Here is a 16,063-nt window from a genome sequence, read left to right as displayed (position 1 = left end):
GGCCGGGCCGGTCGACCTGGCTCAGATGCCGGCCGCCGCCGACAGGTCCCGCTTGATCGTGGTCAGCAGATCCGTCGCCTTCGCGCGGGCGGCCGGGAGGTCGGCGTGCGTGGCGACCGGGACGACGACCTCCAGGTAGCACTTCAGCTTCGGCTCCGTACCGCTGGGGCGGACGATGACGCGGGCGCCGTCGAGCGTGTAGCGCAGGCCGTCGGTCGGCGGGAGCCTGTCCGTACCCAGGGTGAGGTCCTCGGCCCGGGTGATTGCCAGGCCCGCCAGGTGGGTCGGGGGCTGCTCGCGCAGCCGCTCCATGGCGCGGGCGATGAGCGACAGGTCCTCGACCCGGACCGAGAGCTGGTCGGTGGCGTGCAGACCGTGCTCGACCGCGAGGTCGTCCAGGAGGTCGAGAAGGGTGCGGCCCTCCTCCTTGAGGGTGGACGCGAGCTCCGTGATCAGGAGGGCGGCCGTGATGCCGTCCTTGTCGCGTACGCCGTCCGGGTCCACGCAGTAGCCGAGGGCCTCCTCGTAGCCGTAGCGCAGGCCCTCGACGCGGGCGATCCACTTGAAGCCGGTGAGGGTCTCCTCGTACGGCAGGCCCGCCTTCTCCGCGATACGGCCGAGCAGGGACGAGGAGACGATCGACTCCGCGAAGGTGCCGCGGGCCCCGCGGTGCACCAGGTGGGCGGCGAGGAGCGCGCCCACCTCGTCGCCGCGGAGCATGCGCCAGTCGGCGCCCTCCCGGACTGCCACGGCACAGCGGTCGGCGTCCGGGTCGTTGGCGACGATCAGGTCCGGCTCCGTCTCGCGGGCCTTGGCGAACGCGAGGTCCATCGCGCCGGGCTCTTCCGGGTTGGGGAAGGCGACGGTCGGGAAGTCCGGGTCGGGCTCGGCCTGCTCGGCGACGAGGTCGGGCCGCGGGAACCCGGCACGGGCGAACGCGGCGAGGAGGACGTCCTTGCCTACGCCGTGCATCGCCGTGTACACCGTGCGGGCCGTGCGCGGGGAGCCGGCGGCGAGGACGGCGTCGGTGCGGGCGAGGTACGCGTCGAGGACGGCGTCGTCGAGGGTCGCCCAGCCGGTGGCGGGGCGGGGGACGTCGTGCAGGGACCGGACGGCCGCGATCTGCGCCGCGATCTCCGCGTCCGCCGGGGGCACGATCTGGGAACCGTCGCCCAGGTAGACCTTGTAGCCGTTGTCGCGGGGCGGGTTGTGGCTGGCGGTGACCTCCACGCCGGCGACCGCGCCGAGGTGCCTTATGGCGTAGGCGAGGACGGGGGTGGGCAGGGGGCGGGGGAGTACGGCCGCCCTGAGGCCGGCGCCCGTCATCACCGCGGCGGTGTCCTGGGCGAAGTCGAGGGACTTGTGGCGGGCGTCGTAGCCGATGACGACGAGCCCGTCGGTGTGGCCGTTGCTCTTGAGGTACGCGGCGAGGCCGGCGGCGGCGCGGATGACCACGGAGCGGTTCATGCGCATGGGCCCGGCGCCGAGCTCGCCTCTGAGGCCCGCCGTGCCGAACTGGAGGGTGCCGCTGAACCGATCGGCGAGCTCGACGACGTCCTTGGCGTCGATGAGCCGGGCGAGCTCGTCACGGGTCTCCGTGTCGGGGTCCTCGGCCAGCCATGCCTTGGCCTGTGCGATGACATCCGCTTGCACGTTCGGTCCAACCTCTCGAGTGTTCGGTGCGGGTGCGTGGGTGCGCCTGCCAGAGGGCTCCGCCCGCCTGCCAGGGGATCCCCCTGGCCTCCTGGCCTGGGCCCACCCCCACCCGACTCGGTCGCCGGGAAGCGAGGCACGAGCCGGGTGGGTACAGGTCCGGGTGTGGGGGCCGAGCCCCCGGTGCCGTGTCTAGATCCGGCCCAGCACCCGGGCCAGCAGTGAGCCCATCCGGGTCGCCGAGTCGCGGCCCGCCTGGAGGACCTCCTCGTGGTTGAGGGGCTCGCCCGTCATGCCCGCGGCGAGGTTGGTCACCAGGGAAATGCCCAGCACCTCGGCGCCGGCCTCGCGCGCCGCGATCGCCTCGAGGACCGTCGACATGCCCACCAGGTCCGCGCCGATCACCCGGGCCATGCGGATCTCGGCCGGGGTCTCGTAGTGCGGGCCGGGGAACTGGGCGTAGACGCCCTCCTCCAGCGTGGGGTCGATCTCCTTGCACAGGGCCCGCAGGCGGGGGGAGTACAGGTCCGTCAGGTCGACGAAGTTCGCGCCGATGATGGGGGACGTCGCCGTGAGGTTGATGTGGTCGCTGATCAGCACCGGCTGGCCGGGGCGCATGCCCTCGCGCAGCCCGCCGCAGCCGTTGGTGAGGACGATCGTCTTGCAGCCGGCGGCGACGGCGGTCCGCACGCCGTGCGAGACGGCGGCCACCCCACGGCCCTCGTAGAAGTGGGTGCGGCCCAGGAAGACCAGGGCCCGCTTCTCACCCATCCTGTACGAGCGGACCTTGCCGCCGTGGCCCTCGACCGCCGGCGGCGGGAAACCGGGCAGGTCGGTGACCTGGAACTCCGCGTCGGGAGCGCCGAGGGCGTCCACGGCCGGTGCCCAGCCGGAGCCCATCACGAGGGCGACGTCGTGGGTCTCTGCGCCCGTCAGTTCGCGCAGGCGCGCGGCGGCGGCGTCGGCGGCGGCGTGGGGGTCGCCCTGGATGTCGTCCGGAAGAAGAGATGCGTTCACGCGGACGAGAGTAGCCGCTATGGGCCTACGCGCGTAGATGACAGAGCTGACGGGATGGCGATCGTTGTCTTGTCGTTTCCAACCAAAGCCCCCGGCCCGCGGGCCTCAGCAGGGGCGCTTGCGCAGCTCCATCACGTAGTCGTGCGGTGCGCCCGCCGACTCGGCCGCGTCCGCCAGCTCGCCCAGGTAGCGGGCCGAGGGCAGCCCGCCCTCGTAGCCGTTGAGGACGTACACCCAGGCCGGTTCCTGGCCGTCGAGGGTCTGGATGACGACGCGCATCCGGCGGTAGATGTCGAGGCCGACACCCTCCCAGCGGTCCATCGACTCCTCGTCCAGCGGCGCGAGGTCGTACAGCGCGACGAAGACCTGGGCGCCGGGCGCCTCGACGATCGTCGCGAGCGCGCCCTCCCAGCCCATGTGCTCGCCGCCGAAGGACAGCCGCCAGCCGTTCAGCCAGCCCGTCGCGCGCAGCGGCGAGTGCGGGGCGCGGCGGCTCATCAGCCGCGCGTCGAGGTTGCCGGCGTACGCGGCGTAGAGCGACATGTGTCGAGGGTACGGCAGCCGTTTCGCGGGCCACCGCCGTCACGGAGGTAACAGATGTGCCTCCCCGTCGCCCCCGGGGCGGTGGCACGCCCGGGCGTGCGGGACAATGGAGTACGTGACTCGGATCGTGATCATCGGTGGCGGACCCGGCGGATACGAGGCGGCCCTGGTGGCCGCCCAGCTCGGCGCGGAGGTGACCGTCGTCGACTGCGACGGTCTGGGCGGGGCGTCGGTGCTCACCGACTGCGTACCGTCGAAGACCCTTATCGCCACGGCCGAGGTGATGACCACCTTCGACTCGTCGTACGAAGAGCTGGGGATCATCGTCGCCGACGACACCCCGCCCATGGAACAGGCGGCCCGGGTGGTGGGCGTCGACCTGGGCAAGGTCAACCGCCGAGTGAAGCGGCTGGCGCTGGCCCAGTCGCACGACATCACCGCCTCCGTGACCCGGGCCGGCGCCCGGGTGCTGCGCGGGCGCGGGCGCCTGGAGGGCATGCAGGCCCTGGACGGCTCGCGCAAGGTCGTCGTGCGCGCGGTCGACGGCACCGAGGAGACCCTCGTCGCCGACGCGGTGCTGATCGCCACCGGCGGTCACCCCCGCGAGGTGCCCGACGCGCAGCCGGACGGCGAGCGCATCCTCAACTGGACCCAGGTCTACGACCTCACCGAGCTCCCCGAGGAGCTCATCGTGGTCGGTTCCGGTGTCACCGGTGCCGAGTTCGCCGGCGCCTACCAGGCCCTCGGCTCCAAGGTCACCCTCGTCTCCTCGCGCGACCGCGTCCTGCCCGGCGAGGACCCGGACGCCGCCGCCGTACTGGAAGAGGTCTTCCGGCGCCGTGGCATGAACGTCATGGCCCGCTCCCGCGCCCAGTCCGCCAAGCGGGTCGGCGACCGGGTCGAGGTCACCCTCGCCGACGGGCGGGTCATCAGCGGCTCGCACTGTCTGATGGCCGTCGGCGCCATCCCGAACTCCGAGGGCATGGGCCTGGAGGAGGCCGGGGTCAAACTGCGCGAGTCCGGGCACATCTGGACCGACAAGGTGTCGCGGACCACGGCCCCGGGCGTGTACGCGGCGGGTGACGTGACCGGTATCTTCGCGCTCGCCTCGGTGGCGGCGATGCAGGGACGTATCGCCATGTACCACTTCCTCGGCGACGCGGTGAACCCGCTCAACCTGAAGACGGTCTCCTCGAACGTCTTCACCGACCCCGAGATCGCCACCGTCGGCTACACCCAGGCCGACGTCGACGCCGGCAAGATCGACGCCCGGGTGGTGAAGCTGCCGCTGCTGCGCAACCCGCGCGCGAAGATGCAGGGCATCCGGGACGGCTTCGTCAAGATCTTCTGCCGCCCGGGTACGGGGATCGTCGTCGGTGGAGTCGTGGTCGCGCCCCGCGCCTCGGAACTGATCCACCCCATCTCGCTCGCCGTCGACAACAATCTGACGGTCGAACAGATCGCGAACGCGTTCACGGTCTATCCCTCCCTTTCGGGGTCGATCGCCGAAGTGGCGCGGCAACTGCACACGCGTAAGGCGGGCGACGAGGGCTGAGGCCCGGCCGGCGGGTCGGGGCCCTTCGGCGGCCGAAAGCGATTCCCCGCTGGTCACGGGGAGTTGTCGAGCATGCGTGCGGCATAGGCGCCGGGATTAGGCCCTATACCACTCCCCGTCCTACTGTGCGAACAACTTCTGTAATTCGGCGCAAACTGCTGAAACCAGACGGTCGTTGGGGTTACTGTCAGTTTCGTGTTCGCTGCAGAACGTCGCCAATTGATCCTCGAAATGGTGCGAGCGAACGGGGCCGTGTCGCTCCGTGAGCTCGCCCGCGTCGTCCAGACCTCCGAAGTGACCGTACGGCGGGACGTGCGCGCACTGGAGGCAGAAGGACTCCTCGACCGCCGACACGGCGGTGCGGTATTGCCGGGCGGGTTTACGCGGGAGTCCGGCTTTCCGCAGAAATCACATCTCGCGACCGCCGAGAAGACGGCTATCGCCGATCTCGCCGCGAGCCTCGTCGAAGAGGGCGAGGCTGTCGTGGTCGGGGCGGGTACCACCACACAGGAGCTGGCCCGCCGGCTCGCCCGGGTGCCCGGACTGACCGTCGTCACCAACTCCCTGCTGGTGGCCCAGGCGCTGGCCCATGCCAACCGCGTGGAGGTCGTGATGACCGGCGGTACGCTCCGCGGTTCCAACTACGCCCTCGTCGGCAGCGGTGCCGAACAGTCCCTCCAGGGGCTCAGGGTGTCGCGGGCCTTCCTGTCCGGGAGCGGACTGACCGCCGAGCGCGGGCTCTCCACGTCCAACATGCTCTCCGCGTCCGTCGACCGGGCTCTGGTGCAGGCCGCCGCGGAGGTCGTGGTCCTCGCCGACCACACCAAGCTGGGCACCGACACCATGTTCCAGACCGTGCCCACGGACCTCATCACCCGCCTCGTGACGGACGAACCGCCCGCCCACGACGACCGTGCGGCCACCGAGCTCCAGGCCCTCGCCGACCAGGGGGTGCAGATCGCCGTCGCGGGGGCGTCGGAGAACCCGGGGGGTGATCAGGCCCCGGCGCGCCGGCAACAGCGCCGGGACGTACCCCTCCCGGGCCCGCGTCGCGGCCAGGTCCAGGGCGGTGCCCCGGGACTGCGCTCCGCCTCGGTCCTGGGCGAGCAGTCACCGGGCACGGATCGAGCGAGGGTGGCGGACCTCCGCCGCCGGTGAAGTCCACCGCGGCTGGTTGACGGGGTCCGCGACCGGCGGGGCCGGCCCGCCCGTGAGAGGGCTGACGGTGTGCCGTTTGGCCACGGCGATGCCTTGGGCCTCGGTGAGGCCCGTCTGCCACGGTGATGCCCGTGGGCCTCGGTGATGCCCGTTTGCCACGGTGACGGCCGTGGACCTCGGTGACGCATGAGGTCCCTGTGCTCGGCCGAGCCGCGGGCCTGATCAGAGATACGGCACGCCCGCCACGACCTCGACTTCCGCCCCTTTCGGCAGGCACTCGCAGATCATCGCCTGACACTGTCGGCGTGTCGCGTGTCGCGTGTCGCGTGTCGCGTGTCGCGTGTCGCGTGTCGGCGTGTCGGCGTGTCGGGTGTCCGCGTGTCGGCGTGTCGCGTGTCGCGGACGGCACCGAACGGGAACACGGCCCGCTGCGCTCGCCCGGCTGCACCGACGAGGCGCCCGGCGGACCGAAGATCGGTCCGCCGGGCGCCTCGGGACGACGTGGAGCGGTGATCAGTCCTTGATCTCGCAGATCGCCGCGCCGGAGGTGATGGAGGCGCCGACGTCGGCGGACAGGCCCTTGATGGTGCCGGACTTGTGCGCGTTCAGCGGCTGTTCCATCTTCATCGCCTCGAGGACGACGACCAGGTCGCCCTCCTTGACCTCCTGGCCCTCCTCGACCGCGATCTTGACGATCGTGCCCTGCATCGGGGAGGCGAGGGTGTCGCCGGAGGCCATGGGGCCGGACTTCTTGGCCGCGCGGCGCTTGGGCTTGGCGCCCGCCGCGAGGCCGGTGCGGGCCAGGGACATGCCGAGGGAGACCGGGAGGGAGACCTCCAGGCGCTTGCCGCCGACCTCGACGACGACCGTCTCGCGACCCGGCTCCTCCTCGGTGTCCGCGTCGGCGAGGGCGGCGAAGGGCTTGATCTCGTTGACGAACTCGGTCTCGATCCAGCGGGTGTGGACCGTGAAGGGGTCCTGGCTGCCGGTGAGCTCCGGGGCGAACGCCGGGTCCGTGACCACCGCGCGGTGGAAGGGGATGGCGGTGGCCATGCCCTCGACCTGGAACTCCTCCAGGGCGCGGGCGGCGCGCTGCAGGGCCTGCTCGCGGGTGGCGCCGGTGACGATCAGCTTGGCCAGCAGGGAGTCCCAGGCCGGGCCGATGACCGAGCCGGACTCGACGCCGGCGTCCAGGCGGACGCCCGGGCCGGACGGCGGGGCGAAGGTGGTGACGGTGCCGGGGGCCGGCAGGAAGTTGCGGCCCGGGTCCTCGCCGTTGATGCGGAACTCGAAGGAGTGACCGCGCAGCGCGGGGTCGTCGTAGCCGAGCTCCTCGCCGTCGGCGATGCGGAACATCTCGCGCACCAGGTCGATGCCGGCGACCTCCTCGGTGACCGGGTGCTCGACCTGGAGGCGGGTGTTGACCTCCAGGAAGGAGATCGTGCCGTCCATGCCGACGAGGAACTCCACGGTGCCCGCGCCGACGTAGCCGGCCTCCTTGAGGATGGCCTTGGAGGAGGCGTACAGCTCGGCGACCTGCGCGTCGGACAGGAAGGGGGCCGGGGCCTCCTCGACCAGCTTCTGGTGGCGGCGCTGGAGGGAGCAGTCACGGGTGGAGACGACGACCACGTTGCCGTGCTGGTCGGCCAGGCACTGGGTCTCGACGTGCCGGGGCTTGTCGAGGTAGCGCTCGACGAAGCACTCGCCGCGGCCGAAGGCGGCCACGGCCTCGCGCACCGCCGAGTCGTACAGCTCGGGCACCTCTTCGAGGGTGCGGGCGACCTTCAGACCGCGGCCGCCACCACCGAACGCCGCCTTGATCGCGATGGGCAGGCCGTGCTCCTCGGCGAAGGCCACGACCTCCTCGGCACCGCTGACCGGGTCGGGCGTGCCGGCCACCAGCGGGGCGCCGGCCCGCTGGGCGATGTGCCGGGCGGCGACCTTGTCACCGAGGTCGCGGATGGCCTGCGGCGGCGGGCCGATCCAGATGATCCCCGCGTCCAGGACCGCCTGCGCGAAGTCGGCGTTCTCCGAGAGGAAGCCGTAGCCCGGATGGATGGCGTCCGCGCCCGACTCGCGCGCGGCGTTCAGCACCTTGTCGATGTCGAGGTAGCTGGTCGCCGGAGTGTCACCGCCCAGGGCGAACGCCTCATCCGCGGCGCGGACATGCAGAGCGTCCCGGTCCGGGTCGGCGTAGACGGCCACGCTCGCGATACCGGCATCCCGGCAGGCCCGGGCAACGCGGACAGCGATTTCGCCACGGTTGGCGATGAGCACCTTGCGCACGATTGAGGCTCCCTCCTTGAAACAAGCCGAGTTTAGGGACTGCCGACACGACACTTCGACCCGTCCCCACTGGTGAGCTTGCCCACACGGAGCGTGATACGAGGCTCACCCGACCGAGAAATCCCGTGTCGCACCTAGGTGCGCGGGACTCCTGCCGAAACCCTAGCCCTCCTTTGTGGCCAAGGTCTCTATGAGAGCGTGCTGCGGGCCACAGGGTTTCTTTGTGGAGTCCCTACGAATGGCCCAATGATTCTTTGCCGGGCGCCGAGCTCTTGTCCGTGGGTTTACCCGTTAGTAGCGTTCAGGCTGTCCCGAACGTACTTGGGGTAACGGCAGCTTTGAACGAGTGACACTCGAACGGCTCGGAAGTGGGTGGGGACCGGTGGTGCGCAGACCGGTGGCGTGGATCGTGGCGCTTGTGCTCTTCGTGGAGGCGTTCGGGATCGCCGGGGTGAACTGGCTCCTCGGGAATGTCGTGGACGGACAGAACATGTCCCTGGCCGGCCTCGACCCGGACGTGATGTCCACGTCGTCGAAGGTGGCGGGCGTCGTCTTCGGCCTCTACTTCGCCCTGTGCGGCGTGGTCGCGCTCCTGGTCGCCGTGCGGGGCGCCCGCCCGGCCGGCGTCGGACGCATCCTGCTGATCAGCGCGGCCGTGGTGCACGGGCTGCTGGGCGCGTTCGCGTGGGGGCTGATGGGCCGGCCCCAGTTCCTCTTCATGATGGTGGTGCTCGCGCTCATCGTGCTGCTGCTGATGACCCACGACAGTCCCGGCCGGGCCGCCGCGCCGGAGCCCGCCGACCGGACGCCGGACGACAGCAAGGGAGGCGACGGCTCGCCGCTCACGCCGCCACCGGCGCCCAGCACCTCCTGATCACCGCTCCCGGCTGATCACTTCTCGCGGGGCGTCCACAACTCGGTGATGCCGACGCCCAGGTCGGCCAGCAGCCGCCGGATCAGGGGCAGGCTGATGCCGATCACGTTGCCGTGGTCGCCGTCGATGCCGTCGATGAACGGTGCCGAGCGGCCGTCGAGGGTGAACGCCCCGGCGACGTGGAGGGGTTCACCCGAGGCGACGTACGCGGCGATCTCCTCGTCGGTCGGCTCCCCGAAGCGGACGACGGTGGAGGCGACGCCGGAGGTGTACCGGCCGGTGGCCGTGTCGTAGACGCAGTGGCCGGTCTGGAGCGTTCCGGCCCGGCCGCGCATCGCCTTCCAGCGGGCGGTGGCCTCCTCGCCGTCCGCGGGCTTGCCCAGCGCCTCGCCGTCCAGGTCGAGCACCGAGTCGCAGCCGATCACCAGCGCCCCCATGACCTCGGGCTTCGCCGCCACCACGGAGGCCTTCGCCTCCGCCAGGGCGAGCGCGAGCTCGGCGGGGGTCGGGGCGCTGACGGCGTCCTCGTCGACACCGCTCACGATCACCTCGGGGTCCAGTCCGGCCTGGCGGAGCAGTCCGAGCCTTGCGGGGGACTGGGAGGCGAGGACGAGTCGGCGGCGCGGCTGATCAGTCATGCGGTCAGCGTATCGGCGTGCCGCCCTCCGGGTCTCAGCGCAGTCCGATCACGATCATCGCGAGGACCATGGCCAGCGCCAGGAAGATGCCCAGCCGACGCAGCTTCTCCTGCATGTCGCGCAGTTCCTCGGGCGGCTCGTTCTCGGGGTCGGACCACAGCATGGTCTCCAGCGTGCGGGGATCGCGCGGAGGGCGCCTGAGTACGCGTACTCAACTTGACCCGGCCTCGCCGAAACGGTCTGCCGACCGCGAGCGCGTACGGCTTCGGCCGTCACCCGCACCCCGACGACGAGGGACGCGCGGTGACGGCCGAAACCGTCGTGCCTTGCCTGGGCGACTCCTAGCCGGGCCAGTAGGTGCGGCCCCACGCCGTCGGCCCCGGCTGCGGGAGCCGGTGTGCGGCGATGCGGGACGGGTCCGACCACGCGTCCCGCGGGCTGGGCGCGCCGGGCGGCACGGCTGCCGCCGCCGCGGCGCGGGCGCGGACCACCGCCAGTGCGGCGGCCAGCTCCTCCGGCGTCGGGTTGCCCCGTACGACCTTGATCGTCATGACGGCTCCTAGAGGGGGATGTTGCCGTGCTTCTTCGGGGGCAGGGATTCCCGCTTGGTACGCAGTTGACGCAGGCCGCGTACGACGTGCCGGCGGGTGTCGGACGGCATGATCACGGAGTCGATGTAGCCGCGCTCGGCCGCGATGTAGGGGTTGAGGAGGGCGTCCTCGTACTCCTGGATGAGGCGGGCCCGGGTCGCCTCCAGGTCACCGGCGGCGTCCGCCTCGGCGATGGTGCGGCGGTGCAGGATGTTGACCGCGCCCTGGGCGCCCATCACGGCGATCTGGGCGGTCGGCCAGGCCAGGTTGAGGTCGGCGCCCAGGTGCTTGGAGCCCATGACGTCGTAGGCGCCGCCGAAGGCCTTGCGGGTGATGACGGTGATCAACGGGACCGTGGCCTCGGCGTAGGCGTAGATCAGCTTGGCGCCGCGGCGGATGATGCCGTCGTGCTCCTGGTCCACGCCGGGCAGGAAGCCGGGGACGTCCACGAACGTGATGACCGGGACGTTGAAGGCGTCGCAGGTCCGCACGAAGCGGGCCGCCTTCTCGCTCGCCTGGATGTCGAGGCAGCCGGCGAACTGCATCGGCTGGTTGGCGACGATGCCCACCGGGCGGCCCTCGACCCGGCCGAAACCGGTGAGGATGTTCGGCGCGAACAGCGGCTGGGTCTCGAAGAACTCCGCGTCGTCCAGCACGTGTTCGATCACGGTGTGCATGTCGTACGGCTGGTTCGCGCTGTCCGGCACGATCGTGTCCAGCTCGCGGTCCTCGTCGGTGAGGACGAGGTCCGCCTCCTCCGGGAACGCCGGCGGTTCGGACAGGTTGTTGGACGGCAGGTACGACAGCAGCTGCTTGACGTACTCGATGGCGTCCTTCTCGTCCCCGGCCATGTGATGGGCCACGCCGGAGGCGGAGTTGTGGGTGCGGGCGCCGCCCAGCTCCTCGAAGCCGACGTCCTCGCCGGTGACCGTCTTGATGACGTCCGGTCCGGTGATGAACATGTGCGAGGTCTGGTCGACCATGACCGTGAAGTCGGTGATCGCCGGGGAGTAGACCGCGCCACCGGCACACGGGCCGACGACCAGGCTGATCTGCGGGATGACACCCGAGGCGTGGGTGTTGCGGCGGAAGATCTCGCCGTACGCGCCCAGCGAGGCCACGCCCTCCTGGATGCGGGCGCCGCCGGAGTCGTTGATGCCGATGACCGGGCAGCCGGTCTTCAGCGCGAAGTCCATCACCTTCACGATCTTCTGGCCGTAGACCTCTCCCAGGGCACCGCCGAAGACCGTGAAGTCCTGGGAGAACACGGCGACGGGGCGGCCGTCGACCGTGCCGTACCCGGTGACGACGCCGTCGCCGTACGGGCGGTTCTTCTCCAGGCCGAAGTTGGTGGAGCGGTGCCGGGCGAACTCGTCGAGCTCGACGAACGAGTCCTCGTCCAGCAGCAGCTCGATCCGCTCACGGGCCGTCAGCTTGCCCTTGGCGTGCTGCTTCTCGACGGCGCGTGCGGAGCCGGCGTGCGTCGCTTCCTCGATACGGCGCTGGAGATCCGCGAGCTTGCCCGCGGTGGTGTGGATGTCGATCCCAGGGATCTCTTGACGCTCTGCCGGCTCGGACATCGGGATGCGGCTCCCTGCCTGCTCAAAAGGGGGGACGGTTACTCATCCGTAGCGTAGTGGTGGCCCTACGAATCAGCAGTGCGGCGTTTACCACACCTAGGGTGGCTTGCATGAAGCCGCGAGATGCCTCAGACGACAGCCGTTGGTCCGACCTGGACCGCCCTCCCCTCAATGGTGCCGCGCTGCGCCGGGCACTGGTGCGGGACGGCGGACTGTGGTCCGGAGTCGAGGTGGTGCAGCACACCGGCTCCACCAACTCCGACCTGGTGGACCTGGCAGGGCAGGGCAAGGCAGCCGAGGGCGCGGTCCTCGTCGCCGAGGAGCAGTCGGCCGCGCGGGGCCGACTTGACCGTCAGTGGACGGCACCGGCCCGCTCGGGCCTGTTCTTCTCCGTCCTGCTGCGCCCGAGCGATGTCCCGGTGGCCCGCTGGGGCTGGCTGCCGCTGCTCACCGGGGTGGCGGTGGCGACGGGGCTGTCGCGCGTGGCGGGCGTGGACACGGCACTCAAGTGGCCCAACGACCTCCTGGTGACCGTCTCAGGAGAGGAACGCAAGGCCGGCGGCATCCTCGCGGAGCGGGCCGGCGACGACGGGGTGGTCATCGGCGTCGGCATCAACGTCACGCTCCGCACGGACGAGCTGCCCGTGCCGCAGGCGGGGTCGCTGGCCCTGGCGGGAGCCGTGAACACCGACCGGGACCCGCTGCTGCGGGGAGTGCTGCGGTCGCTGGAGGACTGGTACGGGCGGTGGCGGGCGGCCGGGGGCGATCCGGCGGCTAGCGGTCTGCAGGAGACCTACGCGGCGGGGTGCGCGACGCTCGGACGGGTGGTGCGGGCGGAACTGCCGGGGGACCGGTCCATCACGGGTGAGGCGGTCGCCGTCGACGGGGACGGGCGGCTGGTGATCGCCACGGAGGAGGGCGTGCAGGAGCCGGTGGGAGCGGGCGACATCGTGCACCTGCGACCGGCGTAGACGGCCAAGGGAATCCGGCTCCGGCTACGGCGCGACGGCGTGCGGCATCCCCTGCCGTCGGGGACACTCGCGGAGTGAGCTACCGCACACCTGCCGTAAAGTGAAGGCCGGTCGAGAACTGACCGCGGCAGATCGGAAGGGCAGCAGGCGTGACCGTCGACGACACGGGCTCCGGCGCGGACGCGGACGGCCGGGCGGACCCGGAGTCCGAAGGGGACCCGCTCGCCCTGCGCATCGAGCAGCTCATTCTGGGCGCCGAACGGCGCTACACCCCCTTCCAGGCGGCCCGTAGCGCCGGCGTCTCCGTGGAGCTGGCCACCCGCTTCTGGCGGGCCATGGGCTTCGCCGACATCGGGCAGGCCAAGGCGCTCACCGAGGCCGACGTGCTGGCGTTGCGCCGGCTCTCCGGTCTCGTGGAGGCGGGACTGCTCAGCGAGGCGATGGCCGTACAGGTGGCGCGGTCCACGGGACAGACCACCGCCCGTCTGGCGGAGTGGCAGATCGACTCGTTCCTGGAGGGGCTGACCGAGCCGCCCGAGCCCGGCATGACCCGCACCGAGGTGACGTACCCCATCATCGAGCTGCTCCTGCCCGAGCTGGAGGAGTTCCTCGTCTACGTCTGGCGCCGCCAGCTCGCCGCCTCGGCCGGCCGGGTCGTCCAGACCGCCGACGACGAGGAGATGGTCGACCGGCGCCTCGCCGTCGGGTTCGCGGACCTCGTCGGGTTCACGCGGCTGACCCGCCGCATGGAGGAGGAGGAACTCGGCGAGCTCGTCGAGGCCTTCGAGACCACTGCCGCCGACCTGGTCGCCGCGCGTGGCGGACGGCTGGTCAAGACGCTCGGCGACGAGGTGCTGTACGCGGCCGACGACGCGGGTGTGGCCGCCGAGATCGCGCTGCGTCTCATCGAGACCATGGCGAACGACGAGACCATGCCCGAGCTGCGTGTCGGCATCGCCTTCGGCACGGTCACCACTCGTATGGGCGATGTCTTCGGTACGACGGTGAACCTCGCCTCCCGGTTGACGTCGATAGCCCCCCGGGACGCCGTCCTCGTCGACAGTGCCTTCGCCCAGGAGCTCATCCGCACCGGCGAGGCGCCGGCCTCCGAGGCGGAGGCGGCCGAGGCCGCGGCGGCCGCCGAGAAGGAGGGCGAGGAACCCCCGGCCTACCGCTTCGCGCTCCAGCCCATGTGGCAGCGCCCGGTGCGTGGTCTCGGCGTGGTCGAACCGTGGCTGCTGACGCGACGCGGCGGGGAACCGACGTCCTGATCGTGAGGGGGCGCGGTGCCTCTCCGGTCCGGTGCTTTCCCTTCTGGTGCTTCTCCGTTCCGGTGTCTCTCCGTTCCGGTGTCTCTCTGGTGTCTCTCAGTTCTGACGTGCCGCCAGCGGGTCCACGCATACGGCGATGATCGGTACGCACAGTCCGGGCCTGGCCGGGCGGTCCGTGCGGTCCGGCTGAGGGGCCGGCGGGGGTGTGGTCCGGCCCGGGGTGGGGGCCGATGCCGGGGGCGCGGTGGTGGACGTCGAGGGGCGGGGCGGGGTGGGTAGGCCGGTTGACGCGCCGGTCGGGTCCGGTGCGTCCGGGACGGTCGTGACGGCGGCTGCGGGCTCCGACGGCTGTGCGGGCCCCCTGACCGGGGTGGGGGCGAGGGACGCACCCGGCGTGGGCGACGCGCTCGGACCGCCCAGGGGGGTGGTCGCCGACGGGCCCGCGACGGGGGTCTCTGCCCCGACGGTCGCGGCGGCGTTCGTCGAGCGGCCCGCGTCGGTGTCGGAGTACGGGTCGAGGCTCGGCCCGGCCTCGGCGGCACCGAGGCCGCCGACCCCCGGGTCGGGCGTCATGCGTACGAGGCTGAGGACGCCCGCTGCCAGGGCCAGGCCGCCCGCGGCGAGCAGTACCTTGCGGGGGCGGGGACGGCGGTGCCGGCCACGCGGACGGCCGAGCCGTGGCCCGGCGCCGTACGACTCCGGTGGCGCGGTCGAGCCCGCCGCGCTGCTTCTCTCCGCTGCCGCGGGCGTGTCCGTCGTCGTCATCGCGATCCCTCCCCGTGCGCCCGCGCCCCCTGTGCGCTGTGGCGGACGCACGTTATGCGCTCCTCTGGGGGGTGGGGCGGGAGTTGGGCCGTATGTCACTCGAACGGGGTGTCGGACGTGGACACGGGAACCGGTCGGCCCTTTCCCGCACCCGGCTCGGCTGCGATGATCGGGGCGTAGGCGTTAACCGTCGTTAACCGGGAGGGTGTCATGGGCGAGGAGCGGTTCGGGGAGTTCGTGCTGGTACGGCGGCACGCGGACGGGCATGTCGCGGAGCTGGCCCTGGACCGGCCCAAGGCCATGAACGCGGTCTCCACGGAGATGGCCCGCTCGCTCGCCGGGGCGTGCGCGGCGCTGGGGGCCGACCGGGACGTGCGGGTGGTCGTGGTGACCTCGACCCACGAGCGGGCGTTCTGCGTCGGCGCCGACCTCAAGGAGCGGAACTCCTTCACCGACGCGGATCTCGTCCGGCAGCGGCCGGTGGCGCGCGGGGCGTACACCGGGGTGCTGGAGCTGCCGATGCCGACGATCGCGGCCGTGCACGGGTTCGCGCTGGGCGGCGGCTTCGAGCTCGCGCTCGCCTGCGACCTGATCGTGGCCGACCGTACGGCCGTGGTGGGGCTTCCCGAGGTGTCCGTCGGCGTGATTCCCGGGGGCGGTGGCACGCAGCTCCTGCCCCGGCGGGTGGGCGCGGCCCGTGCGGCCGAGCTGATCTTCACGGCCCGGCGGGTGGAGGCCGGGGAGGCGGCTGACCTGGGGCTCGTGGACACGCTCGTGGAGGACGGCCGGGACCGGGAGGAGGCGCTGGCCCTGGCCGGCCGTATCGCGGGCAACTCCCCGGTCGGCCTGCGAGCGGCGAAGAAGGCGCTGCGACTCGGCCACGGCCTTGACCTGCGAACCGGCCTGGAGGTCGAGGACGCGGCCTGGCGCTCGGTGGCGTTCTCCGGGGACCGGGCGGAAGGAGTGGCGGCCTTCAACGAGAAGCGCCGTCCCGCTTGGCCGGGGGAGTAGAGGGCGAGGGGCGCGGTCCGCGGGGCGGACTGCGCTGGGCGGTGCGACGGCAGCGGTGCCGGCCCGGGTGCCTGCGGCGGCCCGCGGGTGTGGGCGGGGGTGCGCGTAGCGCCTGGGGTTCGGGGGTGGGTCGGGGCCGTGTCGGGGGGTG

General features: G+C 72.0%; 15 protein-coding genes. 6 read left to right on the top strand and 9 right to left on the bottom strand.

The window, feature by feature from the left end:
• Window positions 1–21: 21 nt before the first annotated feature.
• The 3 genes from AQJ84_RS34755 to AQJ84_RS34745 form a co-directional block, all read right to left on the bottom strand.
• The gene (locus AQJ84_RS34755) at window positions 22–1,653 is read right to left on the bottom strand and encodes a phospho-sugar mutase (RefSeq protein ID WP_053190199.1); all 1,632 of its coding nucleotides are present in this window, start codon (window positions 1,651–1,653) and stop codon (window positions 22–24) included.
• A 192-nt stretch (window positions 1,654–1,845) separates the two neighbouring features.
• Complete coding sequence (locus tag AQJ84_RS34750; protein ID WP_030037809.1) at window positions 1,846–2,670, bottom strand: purine-nucleoside phosphorylase; 825 nt, start codon at window positions 2,668–2,670, stop codon at window positions 1,846–1,848.
• A gap of 105 nt (window positions 2,671–2,775) precedes the next feature.
• Window positions 2,776–3,213: a gamma-glutamylcyclotransferase gene (locus tag AQJ84_RS34745; protein ID WP_053190198.1), complete on the bottom strand. Its 438-nt coding sequence runs from the start codon at window positions 3,211–3,213 to the stop codon at window positions 2,776–2,778.
• Between the two features lie 106 nt (window positions 3,214–3,319).
• On the opposite strand from AQJ84_RS34745, the gene AQJ84_RS34740 reads away from it, so the two are divergent.
• Together AQJ84_RS34740 and AQJ84_RS34735 are read left to right on the top strand one after the other, a co-directional pair.
• Window positions 3,320–4,768 carry an NAD(P)H-quinone dehydrogenase gene (locus AQJ84_RS34740; protein WP_030037807.1) on the top strand — a complete coding sequence of 483 codons (1,449 nt, stop codon included), beginning with the start codon at window positions 3,320–3,322 and terminating at the stop codon, window positions 4,766–4,768.
• 195 nt (window positions 4,769–4,963) lie between these two features.
• The gene (locus AQJ84_RS34735; protein WP_078631496.1) at window positions 4,964–5,926 is read left to right on the top strand and encodes a DeoR/GlpR family DNA-binding transcription regulator; all 963 of its coding nucleotides are present in this window, start codon (window positions 4,964–4,966) and stop codon (window positions 5,924–5,926) included.
• A 513-nt stretch (window positions 5,927–6,439) separates the two neighbouring features.
• Here AQJ84_RS34735 and AQJ84_RS34730 read toward each other — a convergent pair.
• Entirely contained in the window at window positions 6,440–8,212 is a 1,773-nt protein-coding gene (locus AQJ84_RS34730) for an acetyl/propionyl/methylcrotonyl-CoA carboxylase subunit alpha (RefSeq protein ID WP_030037805.1), read from the bottom strand.
• Between the two features lie 382 nt (window positions 8,213–8,594).
• Between AQJ84_RS34730 and AQJ84_RS34725 the strand changes: the two genes are divergently transcribed.
• A complete protein-coding gene (locus AQJ84_RS34725; RefSeq protein ID WP_037802016.1) occupies window positions 8,595–9,086 on the top strand; it encodes a hypothetical protein in 492 nt (163 codons plus the stop codon).
• A gap of 17 nt (window positions 9,087–9,103) precedes the next feature.
• Here the strand turns inward: AQJ84_RS34725 and AQJ84_RS34720 are convergent, their stop codons facing one another.
• From AQJ84_RS34720 to AQJ84_RS34710, 4 genes are all read right to left on the bottom strand, one after another.
• Window positions 9,104–9,724: a Maf family protein gene (locus AQJ84_RS34720; RefSeq protein WP_030037803.1), complete on the bottom strand. Its 621-nt coding sequence runs from the start codon at window positions 9,722–9,724 to the stop codon at window positions 9,104–9,106.
• Between the two features lie 34 nt (window positions 9,725–9,758).
• Entirely contained in the window at window positions 9,759–9,887 is a 129-nt protein-coding gene (gene mmpB / locus AQJ84_RS44815) for a morphogenic membrane protein MmpB (RefSeq protein ID WP_107082599.1), read from the bottom strand.
• A 178-nt stretch (window positions 9,888–10,065) separates the two neighbouring features.
• On the bottom strand, window positions 10,066–10,275 hold the full coding sequence (locus AQJ84_RS34715) for an acyl-CoA carboxylase epsilon subunit (RefSeq protein ID WP_030037802.1): 210 nt from the start codon (window positions 10,273–10,275) through the stop codon (window positions 10,066–10,068).
• An 8-nt stretch (window positions 10,276–10,283) separates the two neighbouring features.
• The gene (locus tag AQJ84_RS34710; protein WP_030037801.1) at window positions 10,284–11,894 is read right to left on the bottom strand and encodes an acyl-CoA carboxylase subunit beta; all 1,611 of its coding nucleotides are present in this window, start codon (window positions 11,892–11,894) and stop codon (window positions 10,284–10,286) included.
• 110 nt (window positions 11,895–12,004) lie between these two features.
• Between AQJ84_RS34710 and AQJ84_RS34705 the strand changes: the two genes are divergently transcribed.
• A complete protein-coding gene (locus AQJ84_RS34705) occupies window positions 12,005–12,865 on the top strand; it encodes a biotin--[acetyl-CoA-carboxylase] ligase (protein ID WP_053190197.1) in 861 nt (286 codons plus the stop codon).
• Window positions 12,866–13,014: 149 nt separating this feature from the next.
• A complete protein-coding gene (locus AQJ84_RS34700) occupies window positions 13,015–14,136 on the top strand; it encodes an adenylate/guanylate cyclase domain-containing protein (protein WP_053190196.1) in 1,122 nt (373 codons plus the stop codon).
• Window positions 14,137–14,232: 96 nt separating this feature from the next.
• On the opposite strand, the gene AQJ84_RS34695 is transcribed toward AQJ84_RS34700, so the two are convergent.
• Complete coding sequence (locus AQJ84_RS34695; protein WP_209442708.1) at window positions 14,233–14,901, bottom strand: hypothetical protein; 669 nt, start codon at window positions 14,899–14,901, stop codon at window positions 14,233–14,235.
• 210 nt (window positions 14,902–15,111) lie between these two features.
• Between AQJ84_RS34695 and AQJ84_RS34690 the strand changes: the two genes are divergently transcribed.
• On the top strand, window positions 15,112–15,912 hold the full coding sequence (locus tag AQJ84_RS34690) for an enoyl-CoA hydratase-related protein (RefSeq protein WP_030037798.1): 801 nt from the start codon (window positions 15,112–15,114) through the stop codon (window positions 15,910–15,912).
• Window positions 15,913–16,063: the final 151 nt, after the last annotated feature.

It is taken from the genome of Streptomyces resistomycificus (assembly GCF_001514265.1).
GTDB lineage: Bacteria > Actinomycetota > Actinomycetes > Streptomycetales > Streptomycetaceae > Streptomyces > Streptomyces resistomycificus.
This window is presented reverse-complemented; position numbering and strand designations above follow the sequence as displayed.